We start from the raw sequence: 15,624 nt of genomic DNA, 5'->3' as shown, positions 1-15,624 counted from the left end.
TGTGCGACCATTCTGGCCGACCGCCACATATCGTGATCGTCACCAGCGCGAACGCTGATCTGCCACGGTTCTGTGGCTATATTACATCAGTTTGCGACGGCGTGTCACCTCAATATCAAGGTCGGTGATCTTCTTGCGCAGCGTATTGCGGTTAATACCAAGTAAATCCGCACATTTTGCCTGATTTCCGCCGGTCATCGCGAGCGATAATTCAATCAAAGGGGTCTCAACCTCCCGCATCAACCGGGCATATAGGCCGGGTGGCGGCAGCATATCGCCGTGCAGATCGAAATAGCGCTGCAAATGGCGCGCCACTGATTCCGACAGTTTCTCGGTACTGAGGGCCGCACCGCTGGCTGCCAGCGGCTCCCCGCCCGATTGCGCGCCCAGCGCACCGTTGACTTCATCCAGGCTGATGTCCTCGCTGCGGGCGGTCAGCGCCAGACGCCGCATCACATTCTCCAGCTGGCGCACATTTCCCGGCCACGGGAACTGCCGCAGCGGTTCGCGCGCTGCCTCGCTCAACCGGCGGTGCGGTGCGCCATCATTTTCGGCCCGCGTCAGGAAATGCGCGCAAAGCAGCGGAATGTCATCCACCCGCGCCCGCAGCGCAGGCACGGGGAGCTCCGTGCCGCTGATCCGGTAATAGAGATCCTGTCGCAGCCGCCCGGCCTCCATCGCTGCGGTCAGATCCTGCTGGCTGGTGGCGATGAAACGCGGCTGGTGGTCTCCGGGGGCATCCATCATGCGAACGACGCGTGCCTGTGCCTCCTCGGAGAGATCTGCCAGCTCATCCAGCAGCAGCGTGCCGCCACGGGCCTGCGCCAGCAACTGCGCCGGACCATCGAGCGAGGCGAGATCAGCCGCCTCAGCCCTGACAAACGGCAGGGTGCGCCGATCCGAAAGATCATGCATGGACCGCGCGATCAGGGATTTTCCAGTGCCGCTCTCGCCGGTGATCAACAGCGGGATATCGGTGTTCATCACCCGCGCCACCAGACGGTAAAGTGTCTGCATCACCTCGGTGCGCCCCACCAGTGGCAGGTCCTCATGGGTCTCGCCGCTATGAAGGCCGAGATCGCGCGCGCCCTCCCCCTGCGGCGTCGAACGCCCCTGCCCCTGCGTTTGCCGCCGCTCCGTCAGCGCCTTGGCAGTCCGCTTCATCAGCTCCGGCAGGTCGAACGGTTTGGGCAGGTAATCATAGGCCTCGGCCTCAGCCGCCTTGATCGCTGTCATGATGGTGTTCTGCGCCGAGATCACGATCACCGGCAGCCCTGGCCGGTCATCGGCGATCTTGGGCAGCATCTCCAGCCCATTGCCATCCGGCATCATCACGTCGGAGATGACGACATCACCCTTGCCCTCGCCAACCCAGCGCATCAGCGTCGTCAGAGAGGAGGTCGCATGCACCTTGCACCCGGCCCGCGTCAGGGCCTGTGTCAAAACCGTGCGGATAGTGCGATCGTCATCTGCGACCAGAACGGTGCCGTCCATGATGTGCTACTCCTTGGGTGCGTCTGCGGTATGGTTGGGATCATGTGGAAACGGTGCCGGGCGCGGCGCCGTCGGCACGCGCGACAGCGACAGGCGAAACACCGTCTGTCCGGGTTCGGAACTGACCGAGATCCAGCCCTGATGATCGGCAATGATCTTGCTGACCAGCGCCAGTCCCAGACCAGTGCCATTCTCGCGGCCAGAAACAAACGGATCAAAGATATCATCGCGGATCGCCTCAGGCAGACCCGGACCGTCATCGGAAATCTCAATCTGCAGCGGCAACAGCTTGCCCGACCCATCACTGCGCCGAAGGCGGAACGAATGCTCATAGAAGGTACGGATGCGAATGGTTCCACCACCGGGATCGGCGGCCTCTGCTGCGTTCTTCAGCAGGTTCAGGACCACCTGCAACAGCTGGTCCCCATCGCCCCAGGCCATCGGCAGCGAGGGGTCGTAATCCTCGATGATGGTCATCTGCGCGCCAAACCCCAGCAACGCAGAGCGGCGCGCCCGGTCCAGCACATCATGGATATTGACCTCCTGAAAGGCCGGGGCCGAGAGGTTGCCGAATTGCTCCACCTGTTCCAAGAGTTTCACGATCCGCCGACTTTCGCTCACGATCAGATCGGTCAGCTCCAGATCATCCCCCGACAGCCCCATGGACAGCAGCTGCGCCGCACCGGTGATCCCTGCCAGCGGGTTCTTGATCTCATGGGCCAGCATCTCGGCCATACCGATTGCGGATTGCGCGGCGGATTTGGCCGAATGGTTCTGCGTCAACCGCCCGGCCAGCTCGCGCGGGGAGAGCAGGATCAGCATCCCCCCCTGAACGCCCTGCACCCGCGCCACCTGTACATTGCATTGCAGCGGCGCCCGCCCGGGGGTGCCGACGTCGATATCGTTCACAAACAGCGGCGTGCCATTGTCGCGGGCGCGCTCCACCGCCTCGTCAATGGCCGGGGCAATGATCACATGCTGCCAGATGCCCTGGCCCAGCAGCGCCTTGCGCGAGGTATTGAGGAAGCCCTCACCGGCGGAATTCACATCCGCAATCCGGGCCTCGCGATCTATGACAAAGGCCGGAATCGGCAGCGACGCCCAGAGCGCGCTGTCTGCACCGTTCCAATCGACCTGCGTGGCGCCGGTTTTTCCGCCCTCTGCCTGTGTCATGCCGCCTGCCCGCCCATGGTTTGTGGCCCAAGATCCGGCCCAGCGCCCCCGGTCAGCGCCGCAGGCAGGAGGCTGAGCACCGTCTTGGGGTCCTTGGCTGTCAGTACCTCCCGGCGCAGCTGAGCAGGAGTGGCGGCCTCATCCATATACCAGCCCAGATGTTTGCGTGCGACCCGCAGGCCCAGATCCACGCCGTAAAAGGCGATCATCGCCTCGTAATGAGCGCTGACCATCTGAACCAGATCCGAACCGGTCGGCACATCGGGGGCTGCACTGCCCCAGATGTCATGCGCCACCTCAGCCAGCAGCCAGGGCTTGCCCTGCGCCCCGCGCCCAATCATCACGCCATCCGCACCCGAGAGTGCCAATGCACCGCGGGCCGTGGCCGTATCCACGATATCGCCATTGGCCAGCAGCGGAACCGTCAACGCAGCTTTCACTGCTGCAATGGCCTGCCAATCTGCATTGCCCTTGTAGAACTGACACCGGGTACGGCCATGGATGGTGACCATCTGCACCCCGGCCTCCTGCGCGCGATAGGCCACATTGGCGGCGTTCAGACAGCTGTCGTCCCAGCCAAGCCGCGTCTTCAACGTCACCGGCACCGAGACCGCAGCCACCACCGCCTCAATCAGCGACAGCGCATGATCCGGTGTCTTCAGCAGGGCCGAGCCGGAATAACCATTGGTCACCTTCTTGGCCGGGCATCCCATATTGATATCAATCAGATTTGCGCCCCGGCTTTCCACCTGCCGCGCGGCCTCTGCCATCCAATAGGCATCGCGCCCGGCAATCTGCACCGCCGTATTCTCCACATCCGCACTCAGCTCGGCCCGTTCACGCACGCCGGGCTTGGCCTGCACCATTTCCTGACTGGCAACCATCTCGCTCACCATCAGCCCGACACCAAAGCTGCGCACCAGATCGCGAAACGGCCGATCGGTGATTCCAGCCATCGGCGCCAGCGCGATGGGAGGGGTCAGAGAGGTGGAACCGAGAGTGAAGGACAACTGCCTAATCCTTGTGCATATATGGTGTTTCTATCCGAAGCAGCCTCTATGCGACAATGAAACCCCTGGCGGCAAGGCTGCTTCTTTTGGCAGTTGCCTAATTTTTAGGCACTTTACCCAGGGTGACGCGCTGCCATTGCCTCCCCTTGCATCACCTCCTAAACATTTGCGACCCAAGAAAGAGCCTTCCCATGCCGTCTGCCCCCCTACCCACCGCGCCGGTTACCACCGCAGCTGATCCTGCGTCCCACCAAACCGCAGCGCTGATTGTTGCCGCAGGCAAGGGCCTGCGGGCCGGCGGCGGTCTGGCAAAACAATGGCGCCCCCTGATGGGACGCCGGGTAATCGACTGGACCATTGATGCCTTCCTACGCGCAGGCGTTCAGCGGATTGCCCTCGTTCTCGCTGCTGAGGATACCGATCACTGGCAGGAGTTTGCATCGCGCGCGGAGCTGCTGCTCACAAAGGGTGGCGACACAAGGGCGCAGTCGGTGGCCAACGGGGTGGAACTGCTCAATCAGCACGGGCTCCACAGGGTTCTGATCCATGATGCCGCCCGCCCCTGTGTCTCTCCACGGGTGATCCGCGATGTGATGGCCGCGCTTGATAACCATCCGGCCGCCGCCCCGGCGCTGGCGGTGACCGATGCGCTGTGGCGCGGGGATGGTGGGACGGTTACCGGCACAGAGAACCGCGACGGCCTGTTTGCTGCCCAGACCCCGCAAGGCTTTCACCTGCCGCAGATCCGTGCCGCCCATCAGCAGCTTGCCGCATCCGGCGGCGACGCTGCAGACGATGTGGCCGTGGCCCGTGCGGCAGGGATTGACGTTGCCATCATTCCGGGCGACCCAGACAATATCAAAATCACCCGCCCGGAGGACTTTGACCGGGCTGCGCGCATATTAGGGGGCGACATGGATGTAAGGCTTGGCAATGGCTATGATGTTCACCGGTTCGGACCGGGGGATGAGGTCGTGCTCTGCGGTGTGCCCGTGGCCCATGATCGCGGCCTTCAGGGCCATTCCGACGCCGACGTCGGGCTGCACGCCATCACCGATGCCCTCTATGGTGCGCTGGCAGAGGGCGACATAGGTCGCCACTTCCCGCCCTCGGATCCCCAGTGGAAAGGTGCCGCCAGCGATATCTTCCTGCGCCACGCCGCCGATCTGACCCGCTCCAAGGGCTATCAGATCTCGAATGTGGACTGCACGCTGGTCTGTGAATTCCCCAAGATCACGCCCCATGCCCCCGCCATGCGCGCGGCGGTGGCCGAGATCCTGTCGATTGATATCTCCCGCGTCTCGATCAAGGCGACCACCTCCGAACGGCTTGGCTTTACCGGTCGCGGCGAAGGCATCGCCGCCCTCGCCACCGCCTGCGTGGTGAAATCATGAAACGCTCGCGCCTCGCCTTTCTGATCGGCACCGTGGGCGGCATCGGCTACATGCGTCCGGCACCCGGCACCTGGGGGTCGCTTGCAGCGTTGCCCATGGCTTTTGTCCTGCATCAGCTGGGCGGATTCCTCCTGCTGGCGCTGGCAACCGTGATCTGCATGGTGGTCGGCGTCTGGGCGGCGGAGGCGATGACCCGCAACCGCGAAAACATGGATCCTTCCGAATTTGTGCTGGATGAGGTGGCAGGCCAGTTTGTTGCCCTCTGGGCGATTTCCTATCCCGCCTGGGCGCATGACATTGCCATCACTGCACTCTGGCCCGGCTGGATTGCCGCCTTTGTGCTGTTTCGCCTGTTTGACGTGTGGAAACCCGGCCCCGTTGGCTGGGCCGACCGTCAGAAAGGGGCCACAGGGGTGATGATGGATGATATCATCGCAGGCATCCTTGCTGCCATCGGTGTCGCCGCGCTGGCCGGCCTCACCCATGGTGTACTGGGCCTGTAAATTGCAGAGGTAAGTCCATGGACGCGTCCGACATCATCCGCAAGGCCAGCGCAAAAGGCCTGACCATCGCCACCGCAGAGAGCTGCACCGCCGGTATGATCGCCGCTGCGCTCACCGATGTGCCCGGCTCCTCGGCGGTGGTTGATCGGGGCTATGTCACCTACTCAAATCGCGCCAAGCAGGAGATGCTGGGCGTGCAGGCCGCAACACTCGAGGCTCTCGGCGCGGTCAGCGAGGAGGTCGCGATCCAGATGGCAGAAGGCGCCCGCAGCCGCGCCCGTGTCGATATCGCGGTGGCCGTGACCGGGATCGCAGGCCCCGGCGGCTCCGAACACAAACCCGAAGGCCGCGTCTGTTTTGCGCTGGCAGCCAGGGACCGCAGCACCCATGTCGAAACCGTCGATTTCGGCGCCCTTGGCCGCGACGCGGTGCGACGGGCCACCCGCGACTATGCGCTGACATTGATCCGACAGGTGCTCTGAACCCGCTGACGCAAATCACCGCCCATCTGCCGCAATTTCATATTCTGTGCGCAGATTGAGCAGCACCCCCTCGATTGTGCTCATTTTTTCGGCACTTTGACAAAAGCCCGCTTTTTTAGCGCCAACATCAAACCTGCCGCTTTTTTCAACGCTGCAACTCCGCTTTGTCAGGCCTCAGATAGAAATCAGCCTGAAATGCGGAAGGAACGGCGATGAACGCAGCCGATACAGCTTGGATTATTGTGGCCACGGCCCTTGTCCTCTTTATGACTTTGCCGGGGCTAGCCCTGTTCTACGGCGGGCTTGTCCGTGCCCGCAATGTGCTCAGCGTGTTCATGCAGTGCTATGCGATTGCCTGTTTGATGAGCGTTCTATGGCTCGCCTTCGGCTATTCCATCGCCTTTGGCAGCGGCACCTCCGGCATCTGGGGCGGCCTGGACAAGATGTTCCTGTCCGGCGTCACCGCCGACAGCCTGTCCGGCTCCCTACCCGAGGTTCTGTTCTTTGCCTTTCAGATGACCTTTGCCATCATCACGCCCGCGCTGATCGTCGGTGCCTATGTCGAGCGCGTCGGCTTTGGCTTTGTGCTGGTCTTCTCCGGCCTCTGGATGCTTCTGTGCTACGCGCCGGTGGTGCATTGGATCTGGGGCGGCGGCATGATGGCCGATGGCGGCATCTTTGGGGAGACTGGCGTGCGCGACTTTGCCGGTGGTATCGTGGTCCATGAAACCGCCGGTCTGGCTGCGCTGATCATCGCTGTCTTCCTCGGCCCGCGCAAAAACCGCACCACACCGCCGCACAACCCCGGCTATGTCTTCATCGGTGCCGCGATGCTTTGGGTCGGCTGGTTCGGCTTTAACGGTGGCTCGCAGCTGGCCGCCGACGGCGGTGCGGCAATGGCGCTGACCGTGACGCATATTTCTGCCGCGACGGCCTCTCTCACCTGGGCGCTGTGGGAAAAGATCAAATACGGCAAGGCCTCAATGGTCGGTCTGGTCACCGGCACCATCGCGGGGCTGGCCTCAATCACGCCGGCCTCTGGCTTTGTAGGTCCGGTTGAGGCGCTGATGATTGGCGCTGTCGCGGGTATCCTCTGTCAGGAAGCCGTGAATCTGGTGCGCAATGTGCTGAAGATCGACGACACGCTTGATGTCTTTGCCGTGCACGGTGTCGGCGGCATCTTTGGCACCATCATGATCGCGCTCTTTGGTCAGGGCACCTGGCTGGCACAGCTGGGCGGTCTTGCGATCGTCGGTATCTTCACCGCCGTTGTGACTGTTGTTCTGGTCAAGGTTACCGCCGCGATCACCCCGCTGCGCGTCGATCCGGAGACCGAGACAAACGGCTTGGACATCTCCGTCCATGGCGAACGCGCCTATGATATGACCAGCTGAGGACGCAGCACCATCCGCCATAAAAAAGAAACGAGCCTGCATCGCGGGCCCGTTTTCTTTCAATAACTTACAATGCGTTCCTGATCAGCCATACAGCTCCGCCGCGCGCCGCTCAAACGCCCGCACGATCCGCTGCATCGCCTCGTTGAAGACCACACCAATAATGCCCTGCAACACTGCGTTCTTGAACTCAAAATCCACGAAGAAGGACACGTCGCAACCGCCATCCGCACGGTCGGCAAAGGCCCAGTTCGACTTCATATAGCGAAACGGACCGTCCAGATATTCGGTGTCGATCTTCTTATCCTCGGCATAGAGCGTCACGCGGCTGCCAAAACGCTCGCGGAACACCTTGAAGGAGATCACCAGATCCGCCTCCATCACCTCCGCGCCCCCCTGCGGCACCCGGCTACGGATCCGCGCCGCCGCACACCAGGGCAGAAACTTCGGATAATCCCCGACATCAGCCACCAGATTATACATCTGCTGTGCCGTGTAGGGCATTGGCCGGGTTTCTGAATGGGTAGGCATGAGTGGCGCATTTCCTGCTATGATCATCCCGCGTCATGTCATATGAACGCGCGGGAATTTCAAGGGGGCACCCATGACACAGCGGCCATATGTCATCGATGTGATGATCTCAGCCAAGGCCATTGCGGCCCGGATCGAAGAGCTTTGCGCCGAGATCCAAGACGAATTTCAGGGCACCGACAAACTGGTGGTGGTGGGGCTGCTGCGCGGCAGCTTCGTCTTTATCGCAGATCTCGTGCGGGAACTTGACCTGCCGATCGAGGTCGATTTCCTCGAGGCGTCCTCTTATGGGGACGCGATGGAAAGCAGCCGGGAAGTTCGTATTCTTAAGGACTTGCGCGGCGCAATTGAAGGGCGCGACGTGCTGGTTGTCGAAGATATCGTCGACACCGGTCATACCCTGAACCATGTCACCCATCTGCTCCGCAGCCGTCAGCCTGCACGGTTGAAGTCGATCGCGCTGCTTGACAAACCATCACGGCGTGAGGTCGATTTCCGCTCCGACTGGATCGGCTTTGAGATCCCGGACGAATTTGTGGTGGGCTACGGAATCGACTACGCGCAGCGCAACCGCAACCTGCCCTTCATCGGCAAGGTCCGCTTCACCGATGAGGGCTGAGCGCCGCACGGAACTGCCCGGCCGGTATCAGAGCACCTAACATGGCACCGAGAAAGGCGCGCAGACACCGCGCCTTTTTTCATGCGCGAGGGAACCGGCGGCCCCTTGCCGATTGTCGCACCCCGGTCAGCACAAAGCAGCGCAGGCGATTTGCCAAAACCGGCAGGCTCCCCCATGTCTTGGTCAAAGCAGAGATCACGAGGAGATCCGCCATGACGACGAAATACCTTGCCGCCGCGGCCACTGCCGCCGCGCTGAGCCTGACGCCCGCCCTTGCCCCGACCATCGCCAATGCGGCGCCGCCAAAATGGGCTCCGGGCCATAATAACAGCGCCGCCCATTACGCGCCTGGGCAAATCAAGAAACAGTATAAGAAGCGCCACAAGACGCGGGAGCGCATCAGCGGCGACTATATCTATATCGACGATTACGCGCGTTGGGGTCTGGCACCACCGGCTCCCGGCCACCGCTATGTGCGCAAGGATGACCGCATCTATGAGGTGGTGCGTGACACGCTGGCAATCGTAGGGGCCGTCGCACTGGTCGAAGCCCTGACAAACTGACGCTTGAGCGGATTGAACAGGTCCGCGCAAGGGCCTGTTGCAACACGCTAATCGCTCAAAATCTCGGCGATAACCTCGGCAAAGATGGCAACCCCGACCGGGATTGCCGCATCCGGGAAATCATAATCGGGATTGTGCAGCTGCGGCTGATCCAGGCCGGAGCCGAGCCAGAACATAGCTGCCTTGGCCTGCTTGCCAAACTGGCCAAAATCTTCGGACCAGCGCTGTGGCTGCACCCGCATCCGAACTGCATGGCCTGCGCGCGTGCAGGCGCGCCGCAGCAGCGTCACCGCCTCGGCGTCATTGGTGCAGGCCTCGAACACATCATCAAACCTGATCTCACAGCCAAGGCCGCTCTCAAGGCAGGTGCTCTGAACCAAAGTCGTGGCGGCCGTGATCAGCTCCGCCATGCGCGCATCATTCACCGTGCGCAGCGTGGCCCAGACCTCCCCTTCGCCGGGAGCGATGCCAAACGTGGCCTGCCCCAGTCGCGCATGGGTCAGCGTGACCAGCGCGTAATCGGGGCCAAGATCCCCACCACCCCCCAGCGCGACCAGCCCCGGAAGCAGCTGCGCCATGGCAGATGCAGGCGAAATTCCATCCTGCGGCGCCGCCGCGTGAGAGGTCCGGCCAGTCAGCTGCACCCGCATCCCCCGCGAGGCACAATTGGCGGCACCCGCGCAGAGCGCAATCTCCCCAACCGGCAGCCCCGGCAGATTATGCAATGAAAACGCGTAGTCAGGCGCGATAGTGGCAAAGGCCGGGTCGCCGATCACCGCAGCGGCCCCCTTGCCGGTCTCTTCGGCCGGCTGGAACAGGAGCACCACGCGCCCGCGAGACGGGCGTAGGGCTGCCAGATCCTCTGCCAGCGCGGCGACCATCACCATATGGCCGTCATGGCCGCACAGATGGCCACGCCCGGAATGTTTGGATCTGTAGGGCTGCTCCGACAGCTCCTCGATTGGCAGGCCATCGAGCTCGCAGCGGATCATGACGGTCGGCCCCGCCTCTATGCCCTGATAGACTGCAGCAACGCCATGGCCGCCGAGCCCGGTCAGCAGCTGGTCCGGCCGGTATTGGTGCAGATAGCGCGCCACCATCTCCGCCGTCTTCTCCTCGGCACCCGAAACCTCCGGGATCTGGTGCAGGCGATGGCGCAGCCCGGTCAGCCGCGCCAGACGCTCCGGTGTCATGCCTGGCCGAGCTTGGCGTTCCGTGCCGCACGCAGCCGGGCAAAATCATCCCCCGCGTGATAAGATGACCGCGTCAGCGGCGTCGCCGATACCATCAGAAAGCCCTTGCCATAGGCGGCTTTCTCATAGCTCTCGAATTCTTCCGGCGTCACAAAACGGTCCACCGCATGGTGCTTTGGCGTGGGCTGAAGATATTGGCCGATGGTCAGGAAATCGATATCCGCGGCGCGCATATCGTCCATCACCTGCTTTACCTCCTGCGCATTCTCGCCAAGGCCGACCATGATGCCGGATTTGGTGAAGATCGCAGGGTCCAGCTCCTTTACCCGCTGCAACAGCCGCAGGGAGTGGAAATAGCGCGCACCCGGGCGGACACCGGGATAGAGACCGGGCACGGTTTCCAGATTGTGGTTGAACACATCCGGGCGGGCCTCCACCACGGTTTCCAGCACCTCAGGGGCGCATTTCAGGAAATCCGGTGTCAGGATTTCGATCGTGGTTGTCGGGCTGCGATGGCGGACCGCGCGAATGGTCTGGGCGAAATGGTCTGCACCGCCGTCTTCCAGATCGTCGCGGTCGACGGAGGTGATCACAACATGGTTGAGGCCAAGTTTCTGCACCGCATGGGCGACGCGACCCGGCTCAAACGCATCCAGCGTATCGGGTCGGCCGGTGGCGATATTGCAGAAGGTACAGCCGCGGGTGCAGATTTCACCCATGATCATCATGGTGGCGTGCCCCTGGCTCCAGCATTCGCCAACATTCGGGCAGCCGGCTTCCTCACAGACCGTGACGAGGTTGTTCTCACGCATGATCTTATGCGTTTCCGCGTAGCCTTTGCCCCCTGGCGCCTTGACCCGGATCCAGCTCGGCTTCTTCGGCTGAGCATTGTCAGGACGATGCGCCTTTTCCGGGTGGCGTTGCTCGGGGATTTTCAGATCTCGCACGTCGATGTTCCCTTGCGGCAATGGTCTTTTGGTCTTCGTAACATAGTTGCAATCGCTTGGCACGACCAGTTCTGCACCTGACGACGACGGCAAAACGGATCAGCTCTGCGCCGTAATAATCTGTCTTGATTAAGATATTTGCGCGCAATGCAGAATTTGCAACCCTGCCCGCCGGTTTTGCCTTCCACGCTATTGCAGGATCAAACCCGCCTCCGAGTCGGTCAGAAAGCGGCGCATGACCACAGCGATGCGGCGCCACCCGGACACCGCTGCACCAGCGCGCGAATACCCCATTGCGGGCGATTTAGAACTATTATAAGTCACCGCCCGACACCGAATTGATCAACTAGGAGCCGATGATGAAAGCTGGCGTAAAACTGCCCGACGTGACCTTCCGCACCCGTGTTCGCGACGAATCCGTGGGCGGCCCGAACCCGTTCCGCTGGGAAGACAAAACCACCGCTGACTATTTCGCGGGCAAGCGCGTAGTGCTGTTCTCCCTGCCCGGTGCTTTCACCCCCACATGCTCGACCTATCAGCTGCCCGGTTTTGAAAACGGCTTCGCCGACTTCCAGGCCGAAGGCATCGATGCGATCTACTGCATGTCGGTGAACGACAGCTTCGTGATGAACAAATGGGCCGAATCCCAGAACCTGAAGAACGTTGGCGTGATCCCCGACGGGTCGGGCGAATTCACCCGCAAGATGGGTATGCTGGTGGCCAAGGATAACCTGGGCTTTGGCAACCGGTCCTGGCGCTATGCAGCCATCGTCAACAACGGTGTTGTCGAGGCATGGTTCGAAGAGCCGGGCCTGTGCGACAACCACGGCGAAGATCCCTATGGCGTCTCCTCCCCGGAGACCGTTCTGGAGCACTTGAAAACAGCCAAGGCTGAGGTCGCCGCCTGATCCGCGCGACCCCGGTCAGGTCCGGACCGGCCAGATAAAATCCGCAAACCCGGTGCCGCATGGCGCCGGGTTTTTCTATGTCAGACCATGTGTTCAGCCGATAAGCTCATCCTGCGCCTGCTGGGCGTCATAGTGAAGTTTCAGCTGTTGCAAGGCGATGCGCAGCACCACCTTGCCTGACCGTGCCGACCAGCCCAGCTGGCGTTCGGCCGCCTCCAGCCCTTCCAGATGGCAGCAGCAGCGCATCACGATGTCGCTCAGCCCCTCGCCAAGCGCGTTGAGCGCGGCAGAGGCCCGGCGTTTGGCGGCTGCCGCGGCCTGTCCGGGTCGGCGACGGCGGGCGGCGGCCGGACTGCAATCGCCATCGGCAAACTGCGCCACCGATTGCGCCAGATGATCGCCGACCTGCGCCAGTTCGAAATCTTCGCGCAGTCGCTCACCGGCGCGCACCAGATCGCTGGTCAGAAACGGCGTCCCATCACGATCCGTCAGCCGCGCCAGCATATGCAGCGGCGTCTCACCCAGCCCATAGCGCGCCCGGCGTGGACGACGCGGACCGCGACCAACCTTGCGCGTCGCCAGGCTGGCGCTTTCCAGTCGGGAACGGGCGCGGTTCTCGCGGCGGGCCACAAACTGGCTGAGCGCGGTGCGCCCTTCGGGCGTGATATGATAGCGGCTGAGCCGCCCCGGCGCCGGACAGGCGATCCAGTCGCGCAGCGCCATGGCCTCGGCCAGGATGCGATCCACCACGACCTTCTTGTCACCGCTTGCCGCCTCCCGCACGACAACCGCTTTCTCCATGCCATCCGCCACCGCGAGCACCGCGCCCTGCGGGTTCAGACAGGTCAGGATTTCGACCACCTCGCTCTCGAAGGCTTCGGCGCAGGCGGGCACTGTGCCCAGGGCCAGGGCACGGGCCGACATTGGCCTGGGCCCCGGCATCGTTTCGGCGTAGTGGCGGGCCGCCAGCGACGCCAAGGCGCCATCGACCAGCGGATCGTCACGTCGGGTTTCGACCCGTCGGACCTGTCGCAATACCGTGGACGGGTGGCAGCCCGCCTGTTTTGCAAGATTGCGGATCGAACGGCCCGCTTCGGTGTGTTCAAGATATCGGCACGCCTCCTCAGGCACCCATTCCGGCAGGCCGGATACAGCCATAGTTTGCATTTTATCACCCCACATGTGATCATTCGAAACTATCCTCCCACTGGCCGCCTACGTGTTATCCACAGACACCATTCACCGTACTGGCCTGATTTTTCTGGATAGTCTCAGTCAGAGCATCATTGGTTTCAAATTTTCATCAATCAATATCGAATAGACCGTTCGCCGAACCGGCCCCTTCGGCAACACCCGCTTCAGTTGTGTTACACAGCGCTATCAACAGAGCTGGAAAGGACATGACGATGCAGGATATCTTTGGTCATCTGGCCGCTTTGCGCCGCCCTCGACTGTTGGTGCGGACCGCGCGGATCGGCGCGCGGGACTATAGCCGGCGGCGCGATTTGAAACGGGTGCTGGGCTATGGCACCCTGCCGAAACCGGCCGCTGCGGTGATGCGGCTGCTGGATCTCGAACACGATTACAACCGCCAGCGCGAGTCCGGCGATGCCGGGTATTCACTGACCCGCCATGTCGATGTGCTGATTGCCCTGATGGGCGAGGCCGAGGGGCTGCGCCGCCCGACCCTTAAAGTCGCCTGAGACCGTCGCCAGACAGGATGGATCCCAGGGCAGACCACCGGCCCGTAACGCAAAACGGCGGCCCCGAGGGACCGCCGTCTGCCTGCCAGCCGGGCTGGCATATACCTCAGAGTGCCGATCTCAGCCGGTCTTACATGAAGGCATCGGGCATCGAGGCTTTCTTCTCGGCGACATAGGCCTCCAGCCTGCTCAGCACTTCAGGATCGAGCGGCGGCGCCTGATAGGCGTCGAGCAGCGTTTCCACCCGGCTGCTGGCCAATGCAACGGTGTCACGCGCACCTTCTTCTTCCCAGGTTTCAAAGGGCTTGTAGTCCAGCAGCTCGGATTTCCAGAATGCGGTCTTGAAATTCGCCTGCGTATGGGCGCAGCCAAGGTAGTGACCACCGGGACCAACCTCGCGGATGGCGTCCATGGCTTGGGCTTCCTCGTCCACGGCGACACCTTTGGCAAGACCATGCAGCGCGCCCAGCTGATCGGCGTCCATCACGAACTTCTCGAAATCGGCAACCAGACCGCCCTCGAGCCAGCCGCAGGAGTGCAGCTGGAAGTTCACGCCCGACAACAGGCCCATGTTGAGCGAATTGGCGGTTTCATAGGCCGCCTGCGCGTCGGGCAGCTTGGAGCCACAGAACGATCCGGCCGAACGGAACGGCAGGTTCATCCGGCGTGCAAGCTGACCGGCCCCATAGGTCACCAGCGAGGCTTCCGGCGTCCCGAAGGTCGGCGCACCGGAGTTCATGTCGATCGAGGAGACAAAGGCGCCGAAGATCACCGGCGCACCGGCGCGGATCAGCTGGCTATAGGCCACGCCTGCCATCACCTCGGCCAGAACCTGAGTCAGCGTACCGGCAACCGAGACCGGCGCCATGGCACCGCCAACGATAAAGGGCGAGATGATGCAGGCCTGGTTGTGGGCGGCGTAGACCTCCAGCGCACCCATCATCACATCGTCAAAGGTCATTGGCGAGTTGATGTTGATCAGCGAGGTCATCACGGTGTTGTCGCGCACGAAATCCTTGCCAAAAAGGATCTCGCACATCTCGATGGAATCCTGCGCCCGGCTGGGCTCGGTCACCGACCCCATGAACGGCTTGTCGCTCAGGGTCATATGCGCCATCAGCATGTCGAGGTGGCGTTTGTTCACCGGTACGTCGGTCGGCTCGCAAACGGTACCGCCGGAATGGTGCAGCCATTTGGACATATAGCCCAGCTTCACGAATTTCTGGAAATCATCCAGCGTCGCGTAACGGCGCCCGCCCTTGGCATCGCGCACAAACGGCGGGCCATAGACCGGTGCCAGCACCATGTTCTTGCCGCCGATGACCACGGATTTCTCCGGGTTGCGGGCATGTTGGGTGAATTCGGACGGGGCCGTCTTGCACAGCTCGCGCGCCAGGCCGCGCGGGATCCGAACCCGCTCGCCATCAATCGTGGCCCCGGCCTCGCGCCAGCGCTCCAACGCGCCGGGGTTGTTCACGAAGTTGACACCGACCTCTTCGAGGATGGTTTCGGCGTTGGCTTCGATGGTCTGCAGCGCCTCTTCGCTCAACACTTCGAAATTCGGAATATTCCGCTCGATGTATTTTGCGGTATCAATCTTGACGCCGGTTCGTTCTGCGCGACGGGCGGCACCACCGCCTCCACGAGCGCGACGGCGCGGTGCTGCTGGAGCTGCTTCTGTCATGGTTGTTCCTCACCACAGGCATTTCG

Annotated in this window: 16 protein-coding genes; 8 read left to right on the top strand and 8 right to left on the bottom strand. The window is 62.4% G+C overall.

What is annotated here, in order from left to right; genetic code table 11:
• Positions 1 to 81: 81 nt before the first annotated feature.
• From VWZ85_RS11185 to dusB, 3 genes are read right to left on the bottom strand one after another with little or no spacing between them, the layout of a single operon-like run.
• Positions 82 to 1,494, bottom strand: coding sequence for a response regulator (locus VWZ85_RS11185; RefSeq protein ID WP_340545493.1), 1,413 nt, complete (start codon positions 1,492 to 1,494; stop codon positions 82 to 84).
• A gap of 6 nt (positions 1,495 to 1,500) precedes the next feature.
• Positions 1,501 to 2,667 carry a two-component system sensor histidine kinase NtrB gene (locus VWZ85_RS11180; RefSeq protein ID WP_416535983.1) on the bottom strand — a complete coding sequence of 389 codons (1,167 nt, stop codon included), beginning with the start codon at positions 2,665 to 2,667 and terminating at the stop codon, positions 1,501 to 1,503.
• Positions 2,664 to 3,677, bottom strand: coding sequence for a tRNA dihydrouridine synthase DusB (gene dusB / locus VWZ85_RS11175; RefSeq protein ID WP_416588291.1), 1,014 nt, complete (start codon positions 3,675 to 3,677; stop codon positions 2,664 to 2,666). Before dusB ends, VWZ85_RS11180 begins: the two co-directional genes overlap by 4 nt.
• A gap of 191 nt (positions 3,678 to 3,868) precedes the next feature.
• Between dusB and VWZ85_RS11170 the strand changes: the two genes are divergently transcribed.
• From VWZ85_RS11170 to VWZ85_RS11155, 4 genes are all read left to right on the top strand, one after another.
• Entirely contained in the window at positions 3,869 to 5,071 is a 1,203-nt protein-coding gene (locus VWZ85_RS11170) for a bifunctional 2-C-methyl-D-erythritol 4-phosphate cytidylyltransferase/2-C-methyl-D-erythritol 2,4-cyclodiphosphate synthase (protein ID WP_416544334.1), read from the top strand.
• The gene (locus VWZ85_RS11165) at positions 5,068 to 5,574 is read left to right on the top strand and encodes a phosphatidylglycerophosphatase A (protein WP_340545489.1); all 507 of its coding nucleotides are present in this window, start codon (positions 5,068 to 5,070) and stop codon (positions 5,572 to 5,574) included. Before VWZ85_RS11170 ends, VWZ85_RS11165 begins: the two co-directional genes overlap by 4 nt.
• A 17-nt stretch (positions 5,575 to 5,591) precedes the next feature.
• Complete coding sequence (locus VWZ85_RS11160) at positions 5,592 to 6,056, top strand: CinA family protein (RefSeq protein WP_416588289.1); 465 nt, start codon at positions 5,592 to 5,594, stop codon at positions 6,054 to 6,056.
• A 212-nt stretch (positions 6,057 to 6,268) separates the two neighbouring features.
• On the top strand, positions 6,269 to 7,450 hold the full coding sequence (locus VWZ85_RS11155) for an ammonium transporter (protein WP_416588288.1): 1,182 nt from the start codon (positions 6,269 to 6,271) through the stop codon (positions 7,448 to 7,450).
• A gap of 84 nt (positions 7,451 to 7,534) precedes the next feature.
• Here VWZ85_RS11155 and VWZ85_RS11150 read toward each other — a convergent pair whose 3' ends face one another.
• Complete coding sequence (locus VWZ85_RS11150; RefSeq protein ID WP_416588286.1) at positions 7,535 to 7,981, bottom strand: type II toxin-antitoxin system RatA family toxin; 447 nt, start codon at positions 7,979 to 7,981, stop codon at positions 7,535 to 7,537.
• A gap of 73 nt (positions 7,982 to 8,054) precedes the next feature.
• Here VWZ85_RS11150 and hpt point away from each other — a divergent pair, with 73 nt between their 5' ends.
• Together hpt and VWZ85_RS11140 are read left to right on the top strand one after the other, a co-directional pair.
• Entirely contained in the window at positions 8,055 to 8,600 is a 546-nt protein-coding gene (hpt, locus tag VWZ85_RS11145; protein WP_340545485.1) for a hypoxanthine phosphoribosyltransferase, read from the top strand.
• Between the two features lie 212 nt (positions 8,601 to 8,812).
• Positions 8,813 to 9,163: a hypothetical protein gene (locus VWZ85_RS11140; protein WP_416540220.1), complete on the top strand. Its 351-nt coding sequence runs from the start codon at positions 8,813 to 8,815 to the stop codon at positions 9,161 to 9,163.
• Between the two features lie 47 nt (positions 9,164 to 9,210).
• Here the strand turns inward: VWZ85_RS11140 and VWZ85_RS11135 are convergent, their stop codons facing one another.
• Both VWZ85_RS11135 and lipA read right to left on the bottom strand, forming a co-directional pair.
• Positions 9,211 to 10,356: an amidohydrolase gene (locus VWZ85_RS11135; RefSeq protein ID WP_416588284.1), complete on the bottom strand. Its 1,146-nt coding sequence runs from the start codon at positions 10,354 to 10,356 to the stop codon at positions 9,211 to 9,213.
• Positions 10,353 to 11,303 carry a lipoyl synthase gene (gene lipA, locus VWZ85_RS11130; RefSeq protein ID WP_340545482.1) on the bottom strand — a complete coding sequence of 317 codons (951 nt, stop codon included), beginning with the start codon at positions 11,301 to 11,303 and terminating at the stop codon, positions 10,353 to 10,355. Before lipA ends, VWZ85_RS11135 begins: the two co-directional genes overlap by 4 nt.
• Before the next feature lie 359 nt (positions 11,304 to 11,662).
• Here lipA and VWZ85_RS11125 point away from each other — a divergent pair, with 359 nt between their 5' ends.
• Positions 11,663 to 12,211: a peroxiredoxin gene (locus VWZ85_RS11125; RefSeq protein WP_340545481.1), complete on the top strand. Its 549-nt coding sequence runs from the start codon at positions 11,663 to 11,665 to the stop codon at positions 12,209 to 12,211.
• Positions 12,212 to 12,304: 93 nt separating this feature from the next.
• Here VWZ85_RS11125 and VWZ85_RS11120 read toward each other — a convergent pair whose 3' ends face one another.
• A complete protein-coding gene (locus VWZ85_RS11120; protein WP_340545480.1) occupies positions 12,305 to 13,378 on the bottom strand; it encodes a DUF6456 domain-containing protein in 1,074 nt (357 codons plus the stop codon).
• 239 nt (positions 13,379 to 13,617) lie between these two features.
• Between VWZ85_RS11120 and VWZ85_RS11115 the strand changes: the two genes are divergently transcribed.
• Complete coding sequence (locus VWZ85_RS11115; RefSeq protein ID WP_340545479.1) at positions 13,618 to 13,914, top strand: DUF6477 family protein; 297 nt, start codon at positions 13,618 to 13,620, stop codon at positions 13,912 to 13,914.
• Between the two features lie 130 nt (positions 13,915 to 14,044).
• Here the strand turns inward: VWZ85_RS11115 and VWZ85_RS11110 are convergent, their stop codons facing one another.
• Complete coding sequence (locus VWZ85_RS11110; protein ID WP_416535996.1) at positions 14,045 to 15,598, bottom strand: trimethylamine methyltransferase family protein; 1,554 nt, start codon at positions 15,596 to 15,598, stop codon at positions 14,045 to 14,047.
• Positions 15,599 to 15,624 lie beyond the last annotated feature (26 nt).

Source organism: Phaeobacter sp. JH20_29 (assembly GCF_048056175.1).
Lineage (GTDB): Bacteria > Pseudomonadota > Alphaproteobacteria > Rhodobacterales > Rhodobacteraceae > Phaeobacter > Phaeobacter bryozoorum.
Note: the sequence above shows the minus strand (reverse complement) of the source record. Positions and strands in the feature narration are given on the sequence as shown.

Excerpts from the sequence above, each read along its gene's own strand:
- VWZ85_RS11185 (WP_340545493.1), bottom strand. The coding sequence starts at position 1,494 with ATGGACGGCACCGTTCTGGTCGCAGATGACGATCGCACTATCCGCACG.
- VWZ85_RS11180 (WP_416535983.1), bottom strand. The coding sequence starts at position 2,667 with ATGACACAGGCAGAGGGCGGAAAAACCGGCGCCACGCAGGTCGATTGG.
- VWZ85_RS11170 (WP_416544334.1), top strand. The coding sequence starts at position 3,869 with ATGCCGTCTGCCCCCCTACCCACCGCGCCGGTTACCACCGCAGCTGAT.
- VWZ85_RS11165 (WP_340545489.1), top strand. The coding sequence starts at position 5,068 with ATGAAACGCTCGCGCCTCGCCTTTCTGATCGGCACCGTGGGCGGCATC.
- VWZ85_RS11160 (WP_416588289.1), top strand. The coding sequence starts at position 5,592 with ATGGACGCGTCCGACATCATCCGCAAGGCCAGCGCAAAAGGCCTGACC.
- VWZ85_RS11155 (WP_416588288.1), top strand. The coding sequence starts at position 6,269 with ATGAACGCAGCCGATACAGCTTGGATTATTGTGGCCACGGCCCTTGTC.
- VWZ85_RS11150 (WP_416588286.1), bottom strand. The coding sequence starts at position 7,981 with ATGCCTACCCATTCAGAAACCCGGCCAATGCCCTACACGGCACAGCAG.
- hpt (WP_340545485.1), top strand. The coding sequence starts at position 8,055 with ATGACACAGCGGCCATATGTCATCGATGTGATGATCTCAGCCAAGGCC.
- VWZ85_RS11140 (WP_416540220.1), top strand. The coding sequence starts at position 8,813 with ATGACGACGAAATACCTTGCCGCCGCGGCCACTGCCGCCGCGCTGAGC.
- VWZ85_RS11135 (WP_416588284.1), bottom strand. The coding sequence starts at position 10,356 with ATGACACCGGAGCGTCTGGCGCGGCTGACCGGGCTGCGCCATCGCCTG.
- VWZ85_RS11125 (WP_340545481.1), top strand. The coding sequence starts at position 11,663 with ATGAAAGCTGGCGTAAAACTGCCCGACGTGACCTTCCGCACCCGTGTT.
- VWZ85_RS11120 (WP_340545480.1), bottom strand. The coding sequence starts at position 13,378 with ATGCAAACTATGGCTGTATCCGGCCTGCCGGAATGGGTGCCTGAGGAG.
- VWZ85_RS11115 (WP_340545479.1), top strand. The coding sequence starts at position 13,618 with ATGCAGGATATCTTTGGTCATCTGGCCGCTTTGCGCCGCCCTCGACTG.
- VWZ85_RS11110 (WP_416535996.1), bottom strand. The coding sequence starts at position 15,598 with ATGACAGAAGCAGCTCCAGCAGCACCGCGCCGTCGCGCTCGTGGAGGC.